General features: G+C 39.6%; 19 protein-coding genes. 9 read left to right on the plus strand and 10 right to left on the minus strand.

Going from position 1 to position 21,261, the window contains the following annotated elements:
• Positions 1 to 714 precede the first annotated feature (714 nt).
• Positions 715 to 945 carry a YceK/YidQ family lipoprotein gene (locus ASU1_RS02665; RefSeq protein ID WP_014991328.1) on the minus strand — a complete coding sequence of 77 codons (231 nt, stop codon included), beginning with the start codon at positions 943 to 945 and terminating at the stop codon, positions 715 to 717.
• 114 nt (positions 946 to 1,059) lie between these two features.
• On the opposite strand from ASU1_RS02665, the gene leuB reads away from it, so the two are divergent.
• Entirely contained in the window at positions 1,060 to 2,142 is a 1,083-nt protein-coding gene (leuB, locus tag ASU1_RS02670; protein ID WP_014991329.1) for a 3-isopropylmalate dehydrogenase, read from the plus strand.
• A 123-nt stretch (positions 2,143 to 2,265) separates the two neighbouring features.
• Here leuB and msrB read toward each other — a convergent pair whose 3' ends face one another.
• Complete coding sequence (msrB, locus tag ASU1_RS02675; protein ID WP_014991330.1) at positions 2,266 to 2,661, minus strand: peptide-methionine (R)-S-oxide reductase MsrB; 396 nt, start codon at positions 2,659 to 2,661, stop codon at positions 2,266 to 2,268.
• 222 nt (positions 2,662 to 2,883) lie between these two features.
• Here msrB and gap point away from each other — a divergent pair, with 222 nt between their 5' ends.
• The 7 genes from gap (at position 2,884) to ASU1_RS02710 (ending at position 10,055) form a co-directional block, all read left to right on the plus strand.
• A complete protein-coding gene (gene gap / locus ASU1_RS02680; RefSeq protein ID WP_014991331.1) occupies positions 2,884 to 3,888 on the plus strand; it encodes a type I glyceraldehyde-3-phosphate dehydrogenase in 1,005 nt (334 codons plus the stop codon).
• 244 nt (positions 3,889 to 4,132) lie between these two features.
• Positions 4,133 to 5,185, plus strand: coding sequence for a rod shape-determining protein (locus ASU1_RS02685; RefSeq protein ID WP_014991332.1), 1,053 nt, complete (start codon positions 4,133 to 4,135; stop codon positions 5,183 to 5,185).
• A 104-nt stretch (positions 5,186 to 5,289) separates the two neighbouring features.
• Positions 5,290 to 6,342, plus strand: a complete 1,053-nt coding sequence (mreC, locus tag ASU1_RS02690; protein ID WP_014991333.1) for a rod shape-determining protein MreC — start codon at positions 5,290 to 5,292, stop codon at positions 6,340 to 6,342.
• Entirely contained in the window at positions 6,342 to 6,830 is a 489-nt protein-coding gene (gene mreD / locus ASU1_RS02695; protein WP_014991334.1) for a rod shape-determining protein MreD, read from the plus strand. Before mreC ends, mreD begins: the two co-directional genes overlap by 1 nt.
• A gap of 11 nt (positions 6,831 to 6,841) precedes the next feature.
• Positions 6,842 to 8,182, plus strand: coding sequence for a replication-associated recombination protein A (locus tag ASU1_RS02700; protein WP_014991335.1), 1,341 nt, complete (start codon positions 6,842 to 6,844; stop codon positions 8,180 to 8,182).
• A gap of 89 nt (positions 8,183 to 8,271) precedes the next feature.
• The gene (znuB, locus tag ASU1_RS02705) at positions 8,272 to 9,057 is read left to right on the plus strand and encodes a zinc ABC transporter permease subunit ZnuB (protein WP_014991336.1); all 786 of its coding nucleotides are present in this window, start codon (positions 8,272 to 8,274) and stop codon (positions 9,055 to 9,057) included.
• A gap of 197 nt (positions 9,058 to 9,254) precedes the next feature.
• On the plus strand, positions 9,255 to 10,055 hold the full coding sequence (locus tag ASU1_RS02710) for a class II glutamine amidotransferase (RefSeq protein ID WP_014991337.1): 801 nt from the start codon (positions 9,255 to 9,257) through the stop codon (positions 10,053 to 10,055).
• Positions 10,056 to 10,404: 349 nt separating this feature from the next.
• Here the strand turns inward: ASU1_RS02710 and ispF are convergent, their stop codons facing one another.
• From ispF to ftsB, 3 genes are read right to left on the minus strand one after another with little or no spacing between them, the layout of a single operon-like run.
• On the minus strand, positions 10,405 to 10,881 hold the full coding sequence (gene ispF / locus ASU1_RS02715) for a 2-C-methyl-D-erythritol 2,4-cyclodiphosphate synthase (protein ID WP_014991338.1): 477 nt from the start codon (positions 10,879 to 10,881) through the stop codon (positions 10,405 to 10,407).
• 2 nt (positions 10,882 to 10,883) lie between these two features.
• A complete protein-coding gene (gene ispD, locus ASU1_RS02720; protein ID WP_039194967.1) occupies positions 10,884 to 11,564 on the minus strand; it encodes a 2-C-methyl-D-erythritol 4-phosphate cytidylyltransferase in 681 nt (226 codons plus the stop codon).
• Between the two features lie 9 nt (positions 11,565 to 11,573).
• On the minus strand, positions 11,574 to 11,852 hold the full coding sequence (gene ftsB / locus ASU1_RS02725) for a cell division protein FtsB (protein ID WP_014991340.1): 279 nt from the start codon (positions 11,850 to 11,852) through the stop codon (positions 11,574 to 11,576).
• A gap of 273 nt (positions 11,853 to 12,125) precedes the next feature.
• Between ftsB and pckA the strand changes: the two genes are divergently transcribed.
• On the plus strand, positions 12,126 to 13,736 hold the full coding sequence (gene pckA / locus ASU1_RS02730) for a phosphoenolpyruvate carboxykinase (ATP) (RefSeq protein WP_014991341.1): 1,611 nt from the start codon (positions 12,126 to 12,128) through the stop codon (positions 13,734 to 13,736).
• A gap of 143 nt (positions 13,737 to 13,879) precedes the next feature.
• On the opposite strand, the gene sucD is transcribed toward pckA, so the two are convergent.
• The 5 genes from sucD to sucA form a co-directional block, all read right to left on the minus strand.
• Positions 13,880 to 14,752 carry a succinate--CoA ligase subunit alpha gene (gene sucD, locus ASU1_RS02735; RefSeq protein WP_014991342.1) on the minus strand — a complete coding sequence of 291 codons (873 nt, stop codon included), beginning with the start codon at positions 14,750 to 14,752 and terminating at the stop codon, positions 13,880 to 13,882.
• 1 nt (position 14,753) lies between these two features.
• Positions 14,754 to 15,920: an ADP-forming succinate--CoA ligase subunit beta gene (gene sucC / locus ASU1_RS02740; RefSeq protein ID WP_014991343.1), complete on the minus strand. Its 1,167-nt coding sequence runs from the start codon at positions 15,918 to 15,920 to the stop codon at positions 14,754 to 14,756.
• Positions 15,921 to 16,092: 172 nt separating this feature from the next.
• Complete coding sequence (locus tag ASU1_RS02745) at positions 16,093 to 16,956, minus strand: VirK/YbjX family protein (protein WP_014991344.1); 864 nt, start codon at positions 16,954 to 16,956, stop codon at positions 16,093 to 16,095.
• 133 nt (positions 16,957 to 17,089) lie between these two features.
• Positions 17,090 to 18,319, minus strand: coding sequence for a 2-oxoglutarate dehydrogenase complex dihydrolipoyllysine-residue succinyltransferase (gene odhB / locus ASU1_RS02750; RefSeq protein WP_014991345.1), 1,230 nt, complete (start codon positions 18,317 to 18,319; stop codon positions 17,090 to 17,092).
• A gap of 116 nt (positions 18,320 to 18,435) precedes the next feature.
• A complete protein-coding gene (gene sucA, locus ASU1_RS02755) occupies positions 18,436 to 21,246 on the minus strand; it encodes a 2-oxoglutarate dehydrogenase E1 component (protein WP_014991346.1) in 2,811 nt (936 codons plus the stop codon).
• Positions 21,247 to 21,261 lie beyond the last annotated feature (15 nt).

A 21,261-nucleotide genomic window follows, 5' to 3' on the forward strand; every position in this document is an offset into this window, starting at 1 on the left:
TAACCTATTGAATATAAAAAGAAAAGTTGGATTTTGGACTAATTGGACTATTGGACTACGAATTTTTCCTTATATAATAGAGAGGGTGGAAGGTATGAAAATCTTATACAGTGGTTTTATGACTGCCACTACAAAGCTTTTAGTATAAAAGGTACTCCTGAGGGGATACCCTTTCCACGGGGTTGGGGCCGCGCGGTTTTCGGCAGATTTTACGATTTTTAGGCATCATCATCATTTAAAAATATTTTCATTGAGCAATAAGCTACTACACTCTAGGAACAAGCCGGCATAAGGCTTTTACCTCATTTTATAAGAAACCTTCCATTCAGCACAAAGGCTTAAAAGATGGCGATTGATGTCGAATTAGGTATAAGCCGTCGGCTGACACCTCTCCTAAGTTAGAGGATGTTAGGAGACAAACAAAGAACTAACTTTCTTACGCTAAAGAATTGGTTATAAAGTAGGCTAATTGGTGGGTGACTTTTTGATTTAGTTATACGTTTAGTTATACGGAATAACTTTGGTTTTGCTTGGGGTGTTGTGTTGCAATGCTTTGTGTGGGTTGGTTCAAACTCGGTAGGGGGCCAACTTAACTTTTCTACTCTTTCGTCTTCTTACGTTTTCTTATTCTCAAGCCTTGATTTTACTGTCTTTTATTTCTTTTTCCCGCATTGTGTTTTTGTACGTGTAACTACAAAATTTAGTTATATTTCTTTATTGGTTTAATGTGACCGGCAGCATTAACGTATCAAGCACAAAACTTAGTGGTAAATCAACCACTGCCGGAATACTCAAAATTCCGCCGCTTTGGATAGCTTTGAAGTCTTTGCTGACTCCGGCATAAGCCGAATAATCGCCTTCTGATAGGCTGATGATAGTGCCGCAAGCGGTTAAATTTTGGCTAAAAATTGCAATTGCAGTGAGTTTTAGAAATAAAGTCTTCATTTTGTTCCCCTAATTGCCGATTATTCTAGCTCAATTTTGATAAAATCCCACCCGATAGACTGAATTTTGAGGTAGAATATTCCACTTCTATTCATAATAATAAGAGGATTTTATATGCAAACTTACAACATTGCGGTTTTAGCAGGTGATGGTATTGGCCCTGAAATTATGGCTCAAGCGATTAAAGTGCTTGAAGCAACACAACAAAAATTCGGTTTTAAATTAAATTTTAATCATTTTAATATCGGTGGTGCGGCAATTGATGCGCAAGGTAAAGCATTACCGGAAAATACTTTAAAAGGCTGTGAAGAAGCCGATGCGATTCTGTTTGGTTCAGTAGGCGGACCTAAATGGGTAAATTTACCGCCGGATGAGCAGCCTGAGCGTGGCTCATTACTTCCATTACGTAAACATTTCAAGTTATTTTGTAATTTACGTCCAGCTACTTTATATAAAGGTTTAGAGAAATTCTGTCCATTACGTGCAGATATTGCGGCGAAAGGCTTCGATATGGTTGTGGTACGTGAGTTAACTGGTGGGATTTATTTTGGTCAGCCGAAAGGGCGTGAAGGCGAAGGAGCACAAACCAAAGCATTTGATACGGAAGTGTATTATAAATATGAGATTGAGCGTATTGCGCGTGTCGCTTTTGAATCGGCAATGAAACGCAACAAAAAAGTGACATCTATTGATAAAGCAAACGTATTACAAAGCTCGATTTTATGGCGTGAAACAGTAAGTGAGATTGCTAAAGAATATCCGGAAGTAACACTTGAACATATGTATATTGATAATGCAACAATGCAATTAATCAAAGCGCCGGAAACCTTTGATATCTTATTATGCTCAAATATTTTCGGCGACATCATTTCGGATGAGGCGGCAATGATTACAGGTTCAATGGGAATGCTTCCGTCTGCAAGTTTAAATGAAGACGGTTTCGGTTTATATGAACCGGCAGGCGGTTCAGCACCGGATATTGCAGGTAAAAATATTGCTAACCCAGTTGCACAAATTTTATCGGCGGCAATGATGTTACGTTATAGTTTTAATTTAAATGATGCGGCAGATGCGATCGAAGCGGCGATTCAAAAAGCGTTAGCAGATGGCTATCGCACAGGTGATTTAGCGGATGAAAATGCACCGGTTTCTACCAGTGAAATGGGCGATATTATTGCGAAAAATATTTTAGCTTAAATAGCAGATTCTTCAGTATAAACAAGCGGTCGAAATGTGAAGTTTTTTTGCAAATTTCTTTCAAATTTCGACCGTTTTTCTTTATGTTTAATGTAGAAAATGATATTTAATTTATAAAATTAATTAACCGTCAATTTCTTCACCTGTTTCATCCCATTTAAAGTTGAGCGCGATAGAGTTTAAGCAGAAACGTAAACCTGTCGGCGGAGGCCCGTCATTAAATACGTGCCCCATATGCGAATCACAGTTACCGCAACGAATCTCGGTTCGATGACGACCTAAACTATAGTCATCTAGATAACGTAATGCATCGTCTGAAACTGCTTCGTAGAAACTTGGCCAACCGCAACCGGCGTCAAATTTAGTATCAGAACGGAATAATGCATTGTGGCAACGAGCGCAACGATAAGTCCCGATGCGTTCTTCATGTAGAAATTTACCGGTAAACGGTATTTCGGTGCCGTGATTAATTAGGATTTCAACTTGTTCTTCCGTTAGTTCATCAATATCTTTAATCATATTCACTCCTAAGATAGAAATTTTTCTCCAATTCTACCGTTTTTTTACCACTTTAGCGTTACAAATTTTAAAATTTTGACATAGATCACAAAAAATTTATCTGTTATATTTGTTTCGGTTCTTTTAGTTGTAAGTCATACTGGAGTATGTGCTATAATTCAGGTACTTCTTAAAGCATTAGAAGAACAATTTTGTTTAACTTTAATATAGGTAGAAAAATCTATGGCAATTAAAATTGGTATTAACGGCTTCGGTCGTATCGGTCGTATCGTGTTCCGTGCAGCTCAACTTCGTGATGATATCGAAGTTGTAGGTATCAACGACTTAATCGACGTTGATTATATGGCATATATGTTAAAATACGACTCAACTCACGGCCGTTTCAATGGTACTGTTGAAGTTAAAGATGGTCAATTAGTTGTTAACGGTAAAGCAATCCGCGTAACAGCTGAACGTGATCCAGCTAACTTAAAATGGGATGAAATCGGTGTTGATATCGCAGTTGAAGCAACAGGTTTATTCTTAGATGACGCTACAGCACGTAAACACATTACTGCAGGTGCGAAAAAAGTTGTATTAACTGGTCCATCTAAAGATGCAACTCCTATGTTCGTTAACGGTGTAAACTTCGATGCGTATGCAGGTCAAGATATCGTTTCTAACGCTTCTTGTACAACTAACTGCTTAGCACCATTAGCTAAAGTAATTCACAATAAATTCGGTATCAAAGAAGGCTTAATGACTACAGTTCACGCAACAACTGCGACACAAAAAACTGTAGATGGTCCATCAGCTAAAGACTGGCGTGGTGGTCGTGGCGCTTCACAAAACATCATTCCTTCATCAACAGGTGCAGCGAAAGCAGTAGGTAAAGTATTACCAGCATTAAACGGTAAATTAACAGGTATGGCTTTCCGTGTTCCAACTGCAAACGTTTCTGTTGTTGACTTAACTGTTAACTTAGAAAAACCTGCTACATACGAAGAAATCTGTGCAGAAATCAAACGTGCTTCAGAAAATGAAATGAAAGGCGTTTTAGGTTACACAGAAGATGCAGTAGTATCTACAGACTTCAATGGTGCAGTTGAAACTTCAGTATTTGATGCTAAAGCAGGTATCGCATTAACAGATACTTTCGTTAAATTAGTATCTTGGTATGATAATGAAACTGGTTATTCAAACAAAGTATTAGACTTAGTAGCTCACGTTTATAACTACAAAGGCTAATCTTAGTTAGTTTGATATATTAACGCCACTCTTAGTTTAAGAGTGGCGTTTTTGTTTTTAATCGATTGGATTTTGTTATCCAGCGGTAAATTAAGTTAAAAACTAAGCAGTTTTGCTATTCAAGAAAATTAGTCATTGAAGTCTGGTAGGCTTTTTTGTTATATTTATAAATATTTTTGCTCCTTTGTGAGCATTATTTTTTATACTTGCAAAATCACCAAATTCATTTAATGGATCACTTTATATGTTTAAAAAATTTCTAGGATTGTTTTCTAATGATCTTTCTATCGACCTCGGGACAGCAAATACATTAGTGTATGTTAAAGGTCAAGGTATTGTGCTTGATCAGCCTTCTGTCGTGGCGGTACGTCAAGATCGTATTGGCTCTTTAAAAAGTATTGCAGCAGTAGGTACAGATGCGAAATTAATGTTAGGCCGTACACCAAAAAGCATTACGGCGATCCGTCCAATGAAAGATGGGGTTATCGCAGATTTCTTTGTAACAGAAAAGATGTTGCAACACTTTATTAAACAAGTGCATAGCAATAATTTTATGCGCCCAAGTCCGCGTGTATTAGTTTGTGTTCCGGCAGGTGCAACGCAAGTTGAACGTCGAGCAATTAAAGAATCAGCAATTGGCGCTGGTGCTCGTGAAGTTTATTTAATTGAAGAGCCAATGGCAGCAGCGATCGGTGCGGGTTTGCCTGTACATGAAGCAACTGGTTCGATGATTATTGATATCGGTGGTGGTACAACAGAAGTTGCGGTACTTTCATTAAACGGTATCGTATTCTCAACGTCTGTTCGTATCGGTGGTGATAAATTAGATGAAGCGATTGTTGCATATGTACGTCGTCATTTCGGTTCTGCAATCGGTGAAGCAACTGCTGAGCGCATTAAGAAAGAAATTGCGATGGCAATTATTCGTGATGAAGATGAAGTACGTACGATGGAAGTTCACGGTCATAACCTTGCAGAAGGTGCGCCACGTACTTTCGAATTAAATTCTAAGCATGTTTTAGAAGCGATTGAGCAACCATTAAATGGTATCGTAGAAGCAGTTAAATCAGTATTAGAACAATGTCCACCTGAATTGGCGGCTGACATTTTCGAGCGTGGTATGGTGTTAACTGGTGGCGGTGCATTATTACAAAACTTAGATGTATTACTTTCTGATGCAACGGGCGTTACAGTAATTGTTGCAGAAGATCCATTAACTTGTGTTGCTCGTGGTGGCGGTAAAGCGCTAGATATGATCGATATGCACGGTGGTGATGTATTTAGCAGCGATGAGTAATTCCGCTTTTAATTGATATGAACGATCATAATGGATAATGACAGTAAATGCTCATTATCCATTGTTCATTATCACTCACCTTAATTTCATTTAAAAATTTAACAATGAAACCAATTTTTGCTAAAGCCCCTTCACTAGGTACTCGCCTATTTCTTGCAATCATAATCTCTATAGCGTTAATTGCCTTTGATGGACGCAGTAGTGCGCTGATCCAATTCCGAAATATGCTTGAAACTGCTATTGGCGGTTTATACTATTTTTCAAATACACCTCGTTCGGTACTTGATGGCGTAAGTAATAATTTTATTGATAACAGTAAATTACAGTTAGAGAATCGAGCTTTAAAAGAGCAATTACGTGAGAAAAATGCGGATCTTTTATTACTGGATCAGTTAAAAGTTGAAAACCAGCGTTTACGTTTATTACTCAGTTCTCCGCTTCGTCAAGATGAATATAAGAAGATTACTGAAGTGTTGACTGCAGAGATGGATGCCTATCGCCAACAAGTGATTATCAATCGTGGTAAGAGCGATGGTGCTTTTGTTGGGCAGCCGGTTATTGATGAGCGTGGTGTTGTTGGTCAAGTTATCTCGGTTGGAGAAAATAGTAGCCGTGTTTTATTGATTACGGATGTGACCCATGCCGTGCCGGTACAAGTATTGCGTAATGACGTGCGTGGTATTGCAAATGGAACGGGGCATAATGATGAGTTATTTATTGATAATTTACCTCGTTCGGTCGATGTAATTAAAGGTGATGTGCTGGTGACATCTGGTTTAGGTGGACGATTCCCTGAAGGCTATCCGGTCGCCATTGTGGAAGCAGTTAAAAATGATACGCAGAGCCAATTCGCTCGTATTGTTGCTCGACCGTTAGCTTCTTTTGATCGTTTACGCTATTTATTATTATTGTGGCCGACAAGCGAAGAGTTACGTAAAGCACAAAGTCTTTCGCCGCAGCAAGTGAGAGAGGTTGTTGAAGAACGCCGCAATAGCTTGAATCCATTAGATTTATTAAAGAAAAACAAAAAAGAGCAGATTCGAGATGAGCAGCCAAAAGAGGAGCTTCCGGAGAATAGTGATGAGCCGGTAAATCCAGCTTCTCAGCCAGAAGTTGATAATGATGAAAACCACCATACTGAACAAGGAGCGGAATAATGCGAGCGAACCCAATTTTTCAAATTTTGGTATTAATCTCGATTTTTATGATTGCGTTCGTGTTAGAGATTATGCCTTGGCCTATTGGGTTTCAAGGTTTAAGACCGAACTGGGTGGTTTTGGTTCTGATTTATTGGGCATTAGCATTGCCAAATAAGGTAAGTGTCGGAACAGCATTTGTCGCAGGAATTATTTGGGATCTTGTATTAGGATCTATTTTGGGTATTCATGCGTTAGTACTGTCAATTGCTATTTATTTTGTAGCAAAATATCATTTGATACTGCGTAATCTCTCATTATGGTTACAAGCTATTTTAGTGATGCTGTATGTGATTGCTATTCGTTTCTTAATTTATTTCGTAGAGCTTGTATTACATAGTGCGGAATTTAATTCACAAGAAATTTTAGGTGCAATTATTAGCGGTATTTTATGGCCATGGATTTTCTTATTAATGCGCCATATTCGTCGTCAGTTAGGACTCCGCTAAGGAGATGTCAAATGAGTAGCTTATCTTTTGATTTTTCTGAAGATTTTCGTCCTTTACCCGCCAGAATGCGTCCACGCACTCTGGCGGAATACATTGGGCAATCCCATCTTATCGGAGAGGGGAAACCTCTCCGCCGTGCCATTGAAGCAGGGCATTCTCACTCCATGATCTTCTGGGGACCACCTGGCACAGGTAAAACCACATTAGCTGAAATTATTGCTCATCATTTTGATGCAGAAGTTGAACGTCTTTCTGCGGTAACAAGCGGTGTTAAAGAAATTCGAGAAGCAATTGAACGCGCAAAATTGAACCGTCAAACCGGCAGACGCACTTTATTATTTGTAGATGAAGTACATCGTTTTAATAAAAGCCAGCAGGATGCGTTTTTACCGCATATTGAAGATGGGACGATTATTTTCATCGGTGCCACCACAGAAAACCCTTCCTTTGAATTAAATAATGCGTTGCTTTCCCGAGCTAGAATTTATATTTTAAAACCATTACAAGCGGTCGAAATTCACCAAATTTTGCAAAATGCGCTATTAGATAAAGAACGTGGGTTAGGTAATGAATCTTTTGTTCTGGAAGATGATGTTTTAACGTTATTGGCTGACTATGTAAATGGTGATGGTCGTTATGCATTAAATTGTTTAGAGCTTATGTCGGATATGGCGGAACAAGGCATTCATGGCAAAATTTTAAATAAAACGCTGCTCACAGAAGTCTTAGGTGAACGCCAAGCTCGTTTTGATAAAGGCGGTGATCGTTTTTATGATCTGATTTCCGCATTACATAAGTCGGTGAGAGGATCTTCGCCGGATGGTGCATTGTATTGGTATGCCAGAATTTTAACTGCGGGAGGCGATCCTTTATATGTTGCACGTAGATTACTGGCGATAGCTTCCGAAGATATCGGCAATGCAGATCCAAGAGCAATGCAAATTGCGATTAATGCTTGGGATTGTTATACCCGGGTCGGTGCTTATGAAGGTGAAAGAGCGATTGCTCAAGCTATTATTTATTTGGCAGTAGCACCTAAAAGTAATGCGGTATATAACGCTTTTAATGAAGCGAAGCAATTAGCCAAAGAGGCGAAAGATTATGATGTACCGGAGCATTTACGCAATGCGCCAACGAAACTAATGAAGTCTTTGGGCTATGGTGCAGAATATCGCTATGCACATCATGAACCTAACGCTTATGCTGCCGGTGAGAATTATTTTCCTCCTGAATTGAAGGATACGCAGTTTTACCACCCGACAGAAAGAGGCATGGAAAAACAGATAAAAGAAAAAATGTTATGGCTGAGAGCACAAGATGCGGCAAGTGCAAAGCAACGGTATAAGCGGTAAGATTTTTGAATTTTTTGCAAAATTTTAGTGAAATTTGACCGCTTGTTTTGGTTAAACAATATGAATTTATAGTTTAAGAAATAGAAAATATGTTTGATATTTTGTTTCCGGCTTGGTTAGCCGGTTTATTGTTAGCAGTTATCACCGCTCCATTAGGTGCATTTGTCGTGTGGCGTAAGATGGCATATTTTGGTGATACGCTTTCTCATTCGGCTCTCTTAGGTGTGGCACTAGGTATTTTTCTCGAAATAGATCCTTATATTGCAGTTATCATTATGACGTTGATTTTGGCGTTATTACTCGTTTGGTTAGAGCATCGCACCGCTTATTCTCTTGATACGGTGTTGGGTATTATAGCTCACTGCAGTTTATCGCTCGGTGTGATTACCATTAGTTTACTGGATAATGTACGGGTTGATTTGATGTCTTATCTATTTGGTGATTTACTGGCCATTGATTTTAATGATGTTATTTTTATCGGTATCGGCTCAGTATTAATTGCTTCAGTATTGGCATATTTTTGGAAAAAATTACTCTCGATTACGATAAGTCCGGAGCTTGCGCAGATTGAAGGTTTAAATGTTGCTCGCTTACGTTTACTTTTGATGGTGCTTACCGCATTGACCATTGCATTAAGTATGAAGTTTGTTGGGGCATTAATTATTACATCTCTTTTAATTATTCCATCTGCTATTGCTAGACGCTTTGCTAAAACGCCTGAGGCGATGGTGGGCTATGCAATCATATTTAGCATCTTTTCTATAACCGGTGGATTATTATTTTCCGGTTGGAAAGATACACCGGCAGGGCCTTCCGTGGTCGTTTGTGCAGGAGCGTTATTTTTGCTATCTCTAGCTAAAAAGGAATCAGAATAATTATCGAAGGGAATTGCCGGACATTGTCCGGCTTCTTATAGTGAAATGAATATAAAATAGCACGATAAGCTATAAGATTTTTGATCTACTTCTATTGAATTATTTTGAAGATTTGTGAAAATAGTTAGCGTTTGACCGGCTTGTCAGTCGGTCTTTCTTTTTTCCCCTACTTTTTGGTCTTAGCGAAGAATAAATTTATGTGTCAACTACTCGGAATGAATTGCAATACGCCAACAGATATTACTTTTTCCTTTGAAGGATTTCGTCGCCGTGCCGGTTTAACAGACCATCATACCGATGGTTTTGGTATCGCCTTTTTTGAAGGTAAGGGGGTGAGGATTTTCCGAGATAATCGCCCGGGGGCTTCATCTCCTATGGCGGATTTAGTCAGCGAGTATCGTATCAAATCTTATAATGTTATTTCGCATATTCGTAAGGCGACCCGAGGTGATATTAATTTAGAAAATACTCATCCATTTATTCGTGAATTATGGGGCGAGAATTGGGTGTTTGCGCATAATGGTACGGTTGAAGATGTAAGACCTTGTCCGGATTGCCATTACCAGCCGATCGGAACAACAGACTCTGAAGCGGCATTTTGCTGTATTGTGTCTCGTCTAAAAGAAAAATATCCGGTAAAACCCTCGGAACAACAGATTTTTGATGCGGTAGTTGAGATTACTTCGGATATTGCAACCCATGGTGTGTTTAATTTTATTTTATCTAATGGGCATTGGATGATCGCACGTTGTTCCACAAACTTATTCTATGTCACCCGTAAAGCGCCGTTTAGTAAAGCATTACGCGATGATGATGTAGAAATTGATTTTAGTAAATACACAACACCAAATGATAAGGTGACCATTATTGCGACCCAACCACTGACTAAAAATGAAAAGTGGACCAAAATGAAAAATGGTGGTTATGTGATGTTTAAAGATGGTGATCTGTTTCATGAGATTGAAGGTACCTTACCGGATAACCAATCACATGTGTAATGTTATAGGTATGAATACATCTGAGTTATTTGGCGACAAGTAATTTTTGTTTACCAAATTTTACAATGGATACACTATTAATAATGGCCAAAAGTAATCTATTTGCTACTAAATTATTTTTTAGTTTATCAACAAAAATTATAAAAGTAATTGATTTGCTATTTTATGAACGAATGTTCAGTGTAAATGATTGCTTTTTTCTAAAATAAGTTTACAATACAAGACCTAAGATTCTTCAGGCTAATAAGAAGTATTTTAGACAGTCGTAGAGACAAAAATTTTATTCATTATGCTTATAAAAAAGGCCAGACATGATGTCTAGCCTTTTTTATTTATATTAAAGTCGTTATTATGCTTTAATCAATAATGCGACAGCTTCACACGCAATACCTTCACCTCTTCCGGTAAAGCCTAGTTTCTCTGTTGTAGTCGCTTTTACATTTACCTGCATCACATCACACTGTAAATCATCCGCGATAGTTTGACGCATTTGATCGATATACGGGCGCATTTTGGGCGCTTGAGCAATAATTGTCACATCAACATTTCCGACTTTGTAGCCTTGTGCGCGAACTTGACGATATGCTTCAATGAGTAGCTTACGACTATCTGCATTTTTATATTGCATATCCGTATCCGGAAATAGTTTGCCGATATCACCCAGAGCTACAGCACCTAATAAAGCATCAGTTAGCGCATGCAAAGCGACATCGCCATCGCTATGGGCGATGAAGCCGGTATGATAAGGTACTTCAACGCCGCAAATCATTAACGGACGATCTTGCCCGAATGCGTGTACGTCAAAACCATGTCCAATTCGTAACATTTCTAGTTCTCCATATAATGGGTCAAATAAAATTCAGCTAAGGCTAAGTCTTCCGGGCGAGTAATTTTCAGATTATCGCTACGCCCAGTAATTAATTGTGGTGTGTAACCGCTCATTTCCATTGCTGAAGCTTCATCAGTAATGGTATATCCATTCTCTAGCGCATATTTAATCGCTTGTTTTAGCGTGTTCACCGGAAAGAACTGAGGGGTAAGAGCATGCCATAGTGTGGAGCGATCTTCCGTTGCAATGATTTTATTGCCATTTGCACGCTTCATCGTATCAATCACAGGCGTGGCAAGAATTGCGCCATTTGGCTCTTTGACTTGCAAAAGTTTGTCTAAATCTGACCGCTTGAGGCAAGGTCTTGCTGCGTCATGTACTAATACCCAAGCATCTTCATCAATCACTTGCAACGCATTGAATACCGAATCTGCACGAGTTTCACCGCCAAATACGATTTGAATTTTAGGCGCGTTCAAGATAGATAGCTCGGTATAATATTGGTCTGTTTCAGAGACTGCTACTACAATTTTCTGAATATCGGGATGTTCAAGAAAAATATTGAGCGTATGTTCTAAAATTGTTTTTCCCTGTAATTTTAGATATTGTTTCGGCAGAGGCGCATTCATTCGGCTTCCGACACCGGAGGCGGGGATTACGGCAATAATTTTTCGCATCAATGAGTTTCCTTACTGTGAACGAGGAACAATACGATAGAATGTTTCACTACCTTTTACCATCTCACGCTCTAAACGTGCTCGTTCTTCCAACGCATTTACACCATTTTTAAGGTCATTGATTTCTGCCGCGATTAAGCTATTACGCGCGCTTAATTTTGCATTTTCTTCCGTAAGAACTTCCACTGCCGTTTGTGCGTCTTGGTAATCGCTCCAGCCGTTTTTACCGAACCAGAAACTATACTGAAAAAATGTCAGTAGTACGGCAAAAAAGATAATTAGTAATCGCATTCTATGTCTCTTGAGAGTTAATCGAGTAAAGCGGAATTCTACCTTATTTTGCAAAAAAATAAAAAAATCTTATCGCTTACTGTGTGATACTTCATAAAAGGTACGAAAAATTAATAAGTAGTGCAGTTTTTCTTTGATTTCACGCAAATTTTTCAAGTAATTTTAGAGTAAATCTTCAAAATTTGAAGTAGTTAACATTTTTTATTCCTCGAATTAGTTAGAATCGCCACAGTTATTAATTTTCAACTTTTACAATCATAAAGAGGTGATTCTATGTTAAGCCGTATTGAACAAGAACTAGCACAACTAGGTATTACTAACGTAAAAGAGATTGTACGTAACCCTAGTTATGAGCAATTATTTGAAGAGGAGATGAAGCCGGAATTAGAAGGCTTTGAAAAAGGCGTACTCACGAATTCCGGAGCAGTTGCCGTAGATACGGGGATTTTTACAGGTCGTTCGCCAAAAGATAAATATATTGTTTATGATGAAACATCAAAAGATCACGTTTGGTGGACATCTGATGCGGTTAAAAATGACAATAAACCAATGAGTCAAACAACTTGGCAAAGTTTAAAAGAGTTAGTGACTCACCAATTATCAAATAAACGTTTATTTGTGATTGATGCATTTTGTGGTGCAAGCCCTCGCCACCGCTTAGCGGTACGAATTATTACTGAAGTAGCATGGCAAGCACACTTTGTAAAAAATATGTTTATTCGCCCTTCTGAAGAAGAATTGGCGAATTTCGTACCGGATTTCGTGGTGATGAATGGCTCTAAAGTAACCAATCCGAATTGGAAAGAGCAGGGCTTAAATTCAGAAAATTTTGTGGCATTCAACTTAACTGAAGCAGTGCAATTAATCGGCGGTACGTGGTACGGCGGTGAAATGAAAAAAGGTATGTTCTCTATGATGAACTATCTATTACCTTTCAAAGATATTGCGTCAATGCACTGCTCAGCGAACGTAGGCGAAGACGGTGATGTAGCAATCTTCTTCGGTTTATCTGGTACAGGTAAAACAACACTTTCAACCGATCCGAAACGTAAATTAATCGGTGATGATGAACACGGTTGGGATGATGAAGGTGTGTTCAACTACGAAGGTGGTTGCTATGCGAAAACCATTAACCTTTCAGAAGAAAATGAGCCGGATATTTATCGTGCGATTCGCCGTGACGCTTTATTAGAAAATGTGGTTGTTCGTGAAGATGGTTCAATTGATTTTGCCGATAAATCAAAAACAGAAAATACGCGTGTGTCTTATCCGATTTACCATATTGATAATATTGTGGAACCGGTATCAAAAGCGGGTCATGCGAAAAAAGTAATTTTCTTAACAGCGGATGCGTTTGGTGTATTACCACCTGTATCTAAATTAACGCCTGAACAAACTAAATATTATTTCTTATCCGGCTTTACGGCAAAATTAGCGGGTACAGAACGTGGTATTACTGAACCGACACCAACTTTCTCAGCTTGTTTCGGTGCTGCATTCTTATCGCTTCACCCGACTAAATATGCGGAAGTATTAGTGAAACGTATGGAAGCAGCGGGTTCTCAAGCATACTTGGTGAATACAGGATGGAATGGTTCAGGTAAACGTATTTCTATCAAAGATACACGTGGTATTATTGATGCGATCTTAGATGGTTCAATTGAAGAAGCAACAACACATCAATTACCGATTTTCGATTTAGCTGTGCCGGATGCATTACCGGGAGTAGATACTGCGATTTTAGATCCACGTGATACTTATGCGGATAAAGCACAATGGCAAACTAAAGCTGAAGATTTAGCCGGTCGTTTTGTGAAAAACTTTGAAAAATATACCACAAATGATGAAGGTAAGGCTTTAGTTGCAGCTGGTCCAAAACTTTAAGATAAAATGATTCCTGTTTGTTAGAAAGAAGCAAAGCGCTAAGTGAAAACTTAGCGCTTTTTATATAGCATGAAGAAATAATATAAAAGCGGTCAAATTTTGCTATTTTTTTGCAAAAAACAGTAAAAAATAACCGCTTGTTACTATTTATTAAGGAGTTCGTGAAGCGCAGCTCCAATTTCCGCTAAACTTCGCACCGTTTTTACACCCGCTTGTTCTAGAGCCTTAAATTTTTCATCTGCCGTACCTTTACCTCCACTGATAATCGCACCAGCATGGCCCATACGTTTCCCTTTTGGTGCAGTAACACCGGCAATATAGCTTACAACCGGTTTGGTGACGTGCATTTTGATAAATTCAGCTGCTTCTTCTTCTGCGGTACCACCGATTTCACCAATCATTACAATTGCCTCTGTTTCCGGATCAGCTTGGAATAATGTCAAAATATCGATGAAGCTTGATCCAGGAATCGGATCGCCGCCAATACCAACACAGGTTGACTGTCCGAATCCTTCGTCTGTTGTTTGTTTGACCGCTTCATAAGTTAATGTGCCGGAACGAGACACAATACCGATTTTTCCTTTTTTATGAATATGAGCAGGCATAATACCGATTTTACATTCATCAGGTGTGATAATACCCGGACAATTTGGGCCAATCATTCGTACACCGCTTTCTTTTAATTTTTGTTTAACGATCAGCATATCCAAGGTTGGAATACCTTCGGTAATGCAGACAATCAGTTGGATGCCGGCATCAATCGCTTCTAAAATCGCATCTTTACAGCCGGGTGCCGGTACATAAATGACGCTTGCGGTTGCACCGGTTTTTTCTACTGCTTCACGTACGGTATTAAATACCGGTAAGCCTAAATGGGTTGTACCACCTTTATTGGGCGAGATACCACCGACAAGTTGAGTACCGTATGCTAATGCTTGCTCACTATGGAATGTACCTTGTCCACCAGTAAAACCTTGGCAGATAACTTTAGTATTTTTATCAATTAAAATTGCCATATTATTTCCCTTGTGCTGCTCTGACTGCAAATTGTGCCGCTTGTGTTAATGTAGTGGCTGCAATGAGACTTAAACCGCTGTTTGCGAGAAGCTGACGACCTAATTCGGCATTTGTTCCTTCTAAACGCACAACAACCGGAAGACTGACTCCGACTTCATTAACTGCAGCAATAATACCTTCTGCAATTAAATCACATCTGACAATGCCGCCGAAGATATTGACCAAGACTGCTTTCACATTTTGATCGGAAAGAATTAATTTAAAAGCTTCTGCAACACGTTCTTTGGTTGCTCCACCACCGACATCTAAAAAGTTTGCCGGACGACCACCGTGTAATTTGACGATATCCATCGTTCCCATTGCTAAGCCAGCGCCGTTAACCATACAGCCGATATTTCCATCTAACGCAACATAATTGAGCTCCCATTTTGCTGCTTCAGCTTCTCGAGGATCTTCTTGGCTTGGGTCTTGTAGAGTTTTGAGTTCAGGGTGGCGATAAAGTGCGTTGCTATCGACAACCATTTTGGCATCTAAGCAGAGTAATTGACCTTGTTTGGTCAGCACGAGAGGATTTACTTCAACTAGAGCAAGATCTTTTTCAATAAATAAATTGGCGAGTTGTACAAAAATATGTGCGAATTGTTTAATTTGATCGCCGGAGAGTCCTAATTGGAAGGCAAGTTCTCGGCCTTGAAATGCTTGAGCGCCGGTAAGCGGATCGATAGTTACTTTATGGATAAGTTCGGGCGTTTGCTGAGCGACATCTTCAATATTCATACCACCGGCACAGGATGCCATAAATACGATTTTTTGTGATGAGCGATCAACTACTGCACCTAAGTATAATTCACGTTCGATTTGGCAAGTTTCTTCAATATAAATCGTATTTACCGGTTGTCCATGAGCATCGGTTTGGAATGTGACTAAATGCTGCCCAAACCATTTATCGCAGAACTCACGAACGTCTGCGTCATTACGGACTAATTTAACCCCACCGGCTTTGCCTCTTCCTCCTGCATGGACTTGACATTTAGCCGCCCAAATATCTCCGTTTAATTGTTGAATGGCGGAAAGCGCCTCATGCGTATTTGTACAGGCAATACCGTGACTCACTGGGAGTTGATATTGTGCAAAAATTTGCTTTGCTTGATATTCATGTAGGTTCATATAATTTCCTGTATAGAATCATTTTTGTTAGAAATTCTTTCAGAAATTTAATGGATCTCAGTTAAAAAAGCAAATTGAAGATAGCAGGGAAAATGCAAAAAGATATGAAAATTTAACCGCTTATATTTAACTTATAAGCGGTTAAAAAATAGTGAGCCGAAGCAGATAAGTATTAGGCAATTCCAAATGCCATGCGGATATTGCCTTCTATTTGTTCAAGTAGTGCAAAGCGTTTACGATACATCGAACGTTTTTTGCTTGGGATGCGTTCAAGCGATTTATCGCTCGCCACAGACATTTGCCAATAATCTTTTAGGATTCCACCGCTTTCACTAAAAATAGCATCATAATCAACAACATAACGTTTGCTTTGGATAAATCGAGATTTATTTTGATATTTATGCGGAATACCAAGTAGCTGCTTATAGCCAAGCACGGAAGCAAGCAACTTCATACTTTCTACCATTAAATGAGCAGGGCGTAGGCCATAACATTGCTTAGTTAATTGTTTCATTAACTCTTTGGCATTGGCTTGGTTAGAGCCTTGAATCACACCGATAAGTAGTGCATTTTCAACTAGCCCAAAAGTTAATAGATATACAAGCTGTTGTGAACTTTTTTGATATAGCTCCAATGCCCAAAAACCTTCCATAGGTTGATGTTCATTGATATTCAAACGAAGCTCAAAATCCGAGATGATTTCGCCAAAGCTTATTGACTTTTCCCATAGTGGAGGTAATTGGTATTGAGCTAATGCTTTCGGGAGAAAGGTTAAGTTATCACAAATTGCTTGAAAACGTTGTGTTGCACTAAAACGCTTATCCAAAAAACGATGCACAAGAGGATAACTATAATTAGGTCTTTGATTCAACAGAGGAATAAGTGCCGGATTCTGATTTATAAATTGAGTGAATAAATTAATTTGTTTTTGATGTAAACGAGAACGTAACCAGAAGCGTAAACGTTTAAGACGATAAGATTTTTGAGGAGTATCAGGATATATTTTGTATGCACTCGGGTAATTGTAATCAGTCATATTTCTCTAAATTTGCTCAATAATGACGTTATAATACAATAAAATTGATTAATTTACAAAGTGTGTGTGAACTTTATTAAAAAACCGCTTACAGGATGCTGTGAGCGGTTTACTTAATTAAGCTGATTAGCTGTTAAATTTCAAGTAATAAACGTGTCGGATCTTCTAATAAATCTTTGACAGCAACTAAGAAACCAACAGATTCACGTCCATCAATTAAACGATGGTCATAAGAAAGTGCTAGATACATCATTGGACGAATAACCACTTGGCCGTTTATGGCAACCGGGCGATCTTTAATGGCGTGCATCCCTAAAATCGCACTTTGTGGTGGATTGATGATCGGGGTAGACATTAATGAACCGAATACACCACCGTTTGTAATGGTAAAATTACCGCCGGTTAAATCTTCTACGGTTAATTTACCGTCACGACCTTTTTCAGCAAGCTCTTTAATCGTTTTCTCAATATCCGCCATCGATAATTTATCGCAGTTACGGATAACCGGTGTGACTAAGCCGCGAGGGGTTGAGACCGCAATACTAATATCGAAATAGTTGTGATATACCACATCATCACCGTCAATCGATGCATTGATTTCCGGATAACGTTTTAATGCTTCAACAACCGCTTTAATATAGAACGACATAAAGCCTAAACGTACACCGTGTTGTTTTTCAAATTTTTCACCGTAAGTTTTACGTAATGTCATAATCGGCTGCATATCCACTTCATTGAATGTGGTTAACATTGCCGTTGTATTTTTCGCTTCTAACAGACGTTCAGCAATACGTTTACGTAAACGTGTCATTGGCACACGTTTTTCGCTACGTGCTGAGTAAGACACGGTACTGACAGTGCTTTGCTCTGTGTCAATAGCCTGTTTTGAAGCTTGTGTTTGACGTTGTGCTAAATGATGTTCAATATCTTCACGGGTAATTCTGCCGCCAACACCGGTACCTTTGACTAAATGAGCCTCAATATTGTGTTCAGCCAATAAACGGCGAATCGCTGGGCCTTGAGAATCCGCATCGGAATGGTCATGCTCAATAGCTGCAGACTTACGATCCGCCGGAGTCGCTTCATTCGTTGGTTTAATCGTTTCTTGGGTGAAATCGCCTGCTTGGACGGTTGAGATTTTGCCGAGTAATTGTTTGGAAATAACAGTAGCGCCTTGAACTTGGCAGATTTCCGCTAAAATACCGTCATGCGGCGCTGGTACTTCTAATACGACTTTATCCGTTTCAATTTCAACGATTACTTCATCACGTTTAATTGCATCACCCACATTCTTATGCCAAGTAGCAACAGTCGCATCTGCAACAGATTCGGGTAAGTCCGGCGTTAAAATTTCAATAGTCATGATTTACGTTCCTTTATATTCGTTAACACAGTGTTTTAGCTGTGCCGATAATTTTGCAAGCGGTCGAATTTGATGATTTTTTTGCAAAATTTTGCTGAAATTTGACCGCTTATTTGTTAAAGCGTTAAAGCTTCTGCCACTAATTGTTTTTGTTGCTGAGTATGCAATGAAGTATAGCCCACCGCAGGAGATGCAGATGCAGGACGGCCTGCATAAGTTAACTTCGCTTTTTCTGGGACTGATGCTTCAAAATTATGTTTACTGCAATACCATGCGCCTTGATTAAGCGGCTCTTCTTGACACCAAACAAAGTCTTTTACATGTACGTAAGGTTCTAATACTTTTTTCATATCCTCATATGGGAATGGATAAAGTTGTTCGATACGAACAATCGCTACATCAGTTTGTTCGTTTTGGCGGCGTTGTTCGAGTAAATCGTAATAAACCTTACCTGAACACATCACAACACGTTTCACTTTTTTCGCCTTGATATTACTGTCAATTTCGCCGATCACCGTTTGGAATTCGCCATCAACCAATTCTGCTAAGGAAGAAACCGCTAATGGGTGGCGTAATAACGATTTAGGTGAAATCGCAACTAATGGACGACGCATTTTGCGAATCGCTTGGCGGCGGAGCATATGGTAAACCTGTGCCGGTGTACTTGGTACACAAACTTGCATATTTTGTTGGGCACAAAGCTGCAAGTAACGTTCCAGACGAGCGGAAGAGTGTTCCGGACCTTGTCCTTCATAACCGTGTGGAAGCAACATCACTAGACCGCACATTCTGCCCCATTTTTGTTCTCCAGAGCTGATAAATTGGTCGATAACGATTTGTGCGCCATTGGCAAAGTCACCGAACTGTGCTTCCCAAATGGTTAATGTTTTCGGGTCGGTTGTCGCATATCCATATTCAAAGGCTAATACCGCTTCTTCGGAAAGTACCGAATCCCACACTTCAAAACGCCCTTGATTTGCGTGTAAATGAGCAAGCGGTACATAACCTGTACCGTCATTTTGGTTATGTACAACCGCATGGCGGTGGAAGAATGTACCACGACCGGCATCTTCTCCGGATAAACGCACGTGCGTACCTTCATCTAATAGGGTAGCGTATGCCATCGTTTCCGCCATACCCCAATCTAATAATTTTTTACCTTCGTACATCTCTTTACGGTCGTTATAGATTTTCTCGACGCGAGAATGTGGTCGTAAACTTTCAGGATATTCGCATACACGTTTTGCTAGAGTTTGGAAACGATCTAATGGAAATTTGCTTTCATACGGTGCTGTCCAGTCATAATTGAGGTATTGCAACCAATCAACCGCCGCCATATCCATCTCACGCCATTCCGGTACAACACGATCACCGTTATCCAACGCATCACGATAGTTATTCATTATTTCAGTGGCTTGATCTTGGTTTAATACGCCTTCGGCAACTAAACGATCTGCATAGACTTTACGCGGTGTCGGGTGTTTTTTAATGATGCTATACATCATTGGTTGTGTAGCTAACGGTTCATCCGCCTCATTATGACCATGACGACGGTAAGAAATCAGATCGATAAAAATATCGCGTTTGAATAAGGTACGATATTCGACTGCCATTCGGGCAGCAAATGCGACTGCTTCAGGATCATCACCATTAACGTGAATAATCGGTGCCTGAATCATTTTGGCAATATCAGTACAGAATTCGGTTGAACGAGTGTCGTTCGGGTTAGAGGTGGTAAAACCGATTTGGTTATTGATCACGATTCGAATCGTACCGCCAACTTTATAACCTCGAGCATTAGACATATTTAAGGTTTCTTGTACTACGCCTTGACCAGCAACAGCCGAATCGCCATGTACGGTAACAGCTAAGACTTTATTATACTCAGTGTCACGTATACGTTCTTGACGTGCACGTACCGAACCGATAACCACAGGGCTTACGATTTCTAAATGCGATGGGTTAAATGCAAGGGTTAAATGCACACGTTCGCCGTCCACATCGAAATCAGATGAGAAACCTTGGTGATATTTCACGTCACCAGTACGGTTATCATCGGCGTGTTTGCCTGCAAATTCATCAAATAATTCCGCCGGTTTTTTACCCAATACGTTTACCAACATATTTAAACGGCCTCGGTGCGCCATCCCCATCACCACGTCTTTCATACCTTGGCGACCAGCATGACGAATGATTTCTTTCATCATTGGAATAAATGCATCGCTACCTTCGAGTGAGAAACGTTTTGCTCCGGGGAATTTTGCGCCGAGATAACGTTCAAGACCGTCAGCAGCGGTTAATTCGGTAAGTAAATTGACTTTTTCTTCGTGCGAGAACAACGGTTTATTTAAGGTGCTTTCAATTTTTGCTTGTAGCCAGTTACGTTGTTCCATATCTTGCACGTGCATAAACTCTAAACCTATTGTACCCAAATAGGTTTGTTTTAATGCATCGGCAAGATCACTAAATTTCATTGTTTCTTTGCCATAAACATATTTACCAATCGTAACGGTTTCATTTAGATCCGCATCGGTAAAACCGTGATGGCGGTAATCTAATTCAGGTACTTGAGAGGTTTTCCAACGATAATAACCAAGAGGGTCGAGTTTTGCTTCAAGATAACCACGGAAACGGTGAGCGTTAATCCATTGTAATAAACGAACTTGTTTGGCGCTGGCTTCCGGATCGATAACCGTAACGGATTCCGGGACATTTTCACGGGCGAGTTTACGGAAATAGTCACGCACTTGCGAATGGGGTTGTTCTACGACTTGCGTTTTCGGAAGGGTATCAAAGATGGTACACCAGCTAGCATCAACGCTAGTTGGGTCTTCAAGATATTGTTCGTAGATTTCTTCAACATAAGCTTGGTTAGAACCACCGAAAGGTGAGGAAGCTAACCAGTCTTCAAAATTTTTATGTTGCATACAGACCTAACCTTG

Source organism: Actinobacillus suis ATCC 33415 (genome assembly GCF_000739435.1).
Lineage (GTDB): Bacteria > Pseudomonadota > Gammaproteobacteria > Enterobacterales > Pasteurellaceae > Actinobacillus > Actinobacillus suis.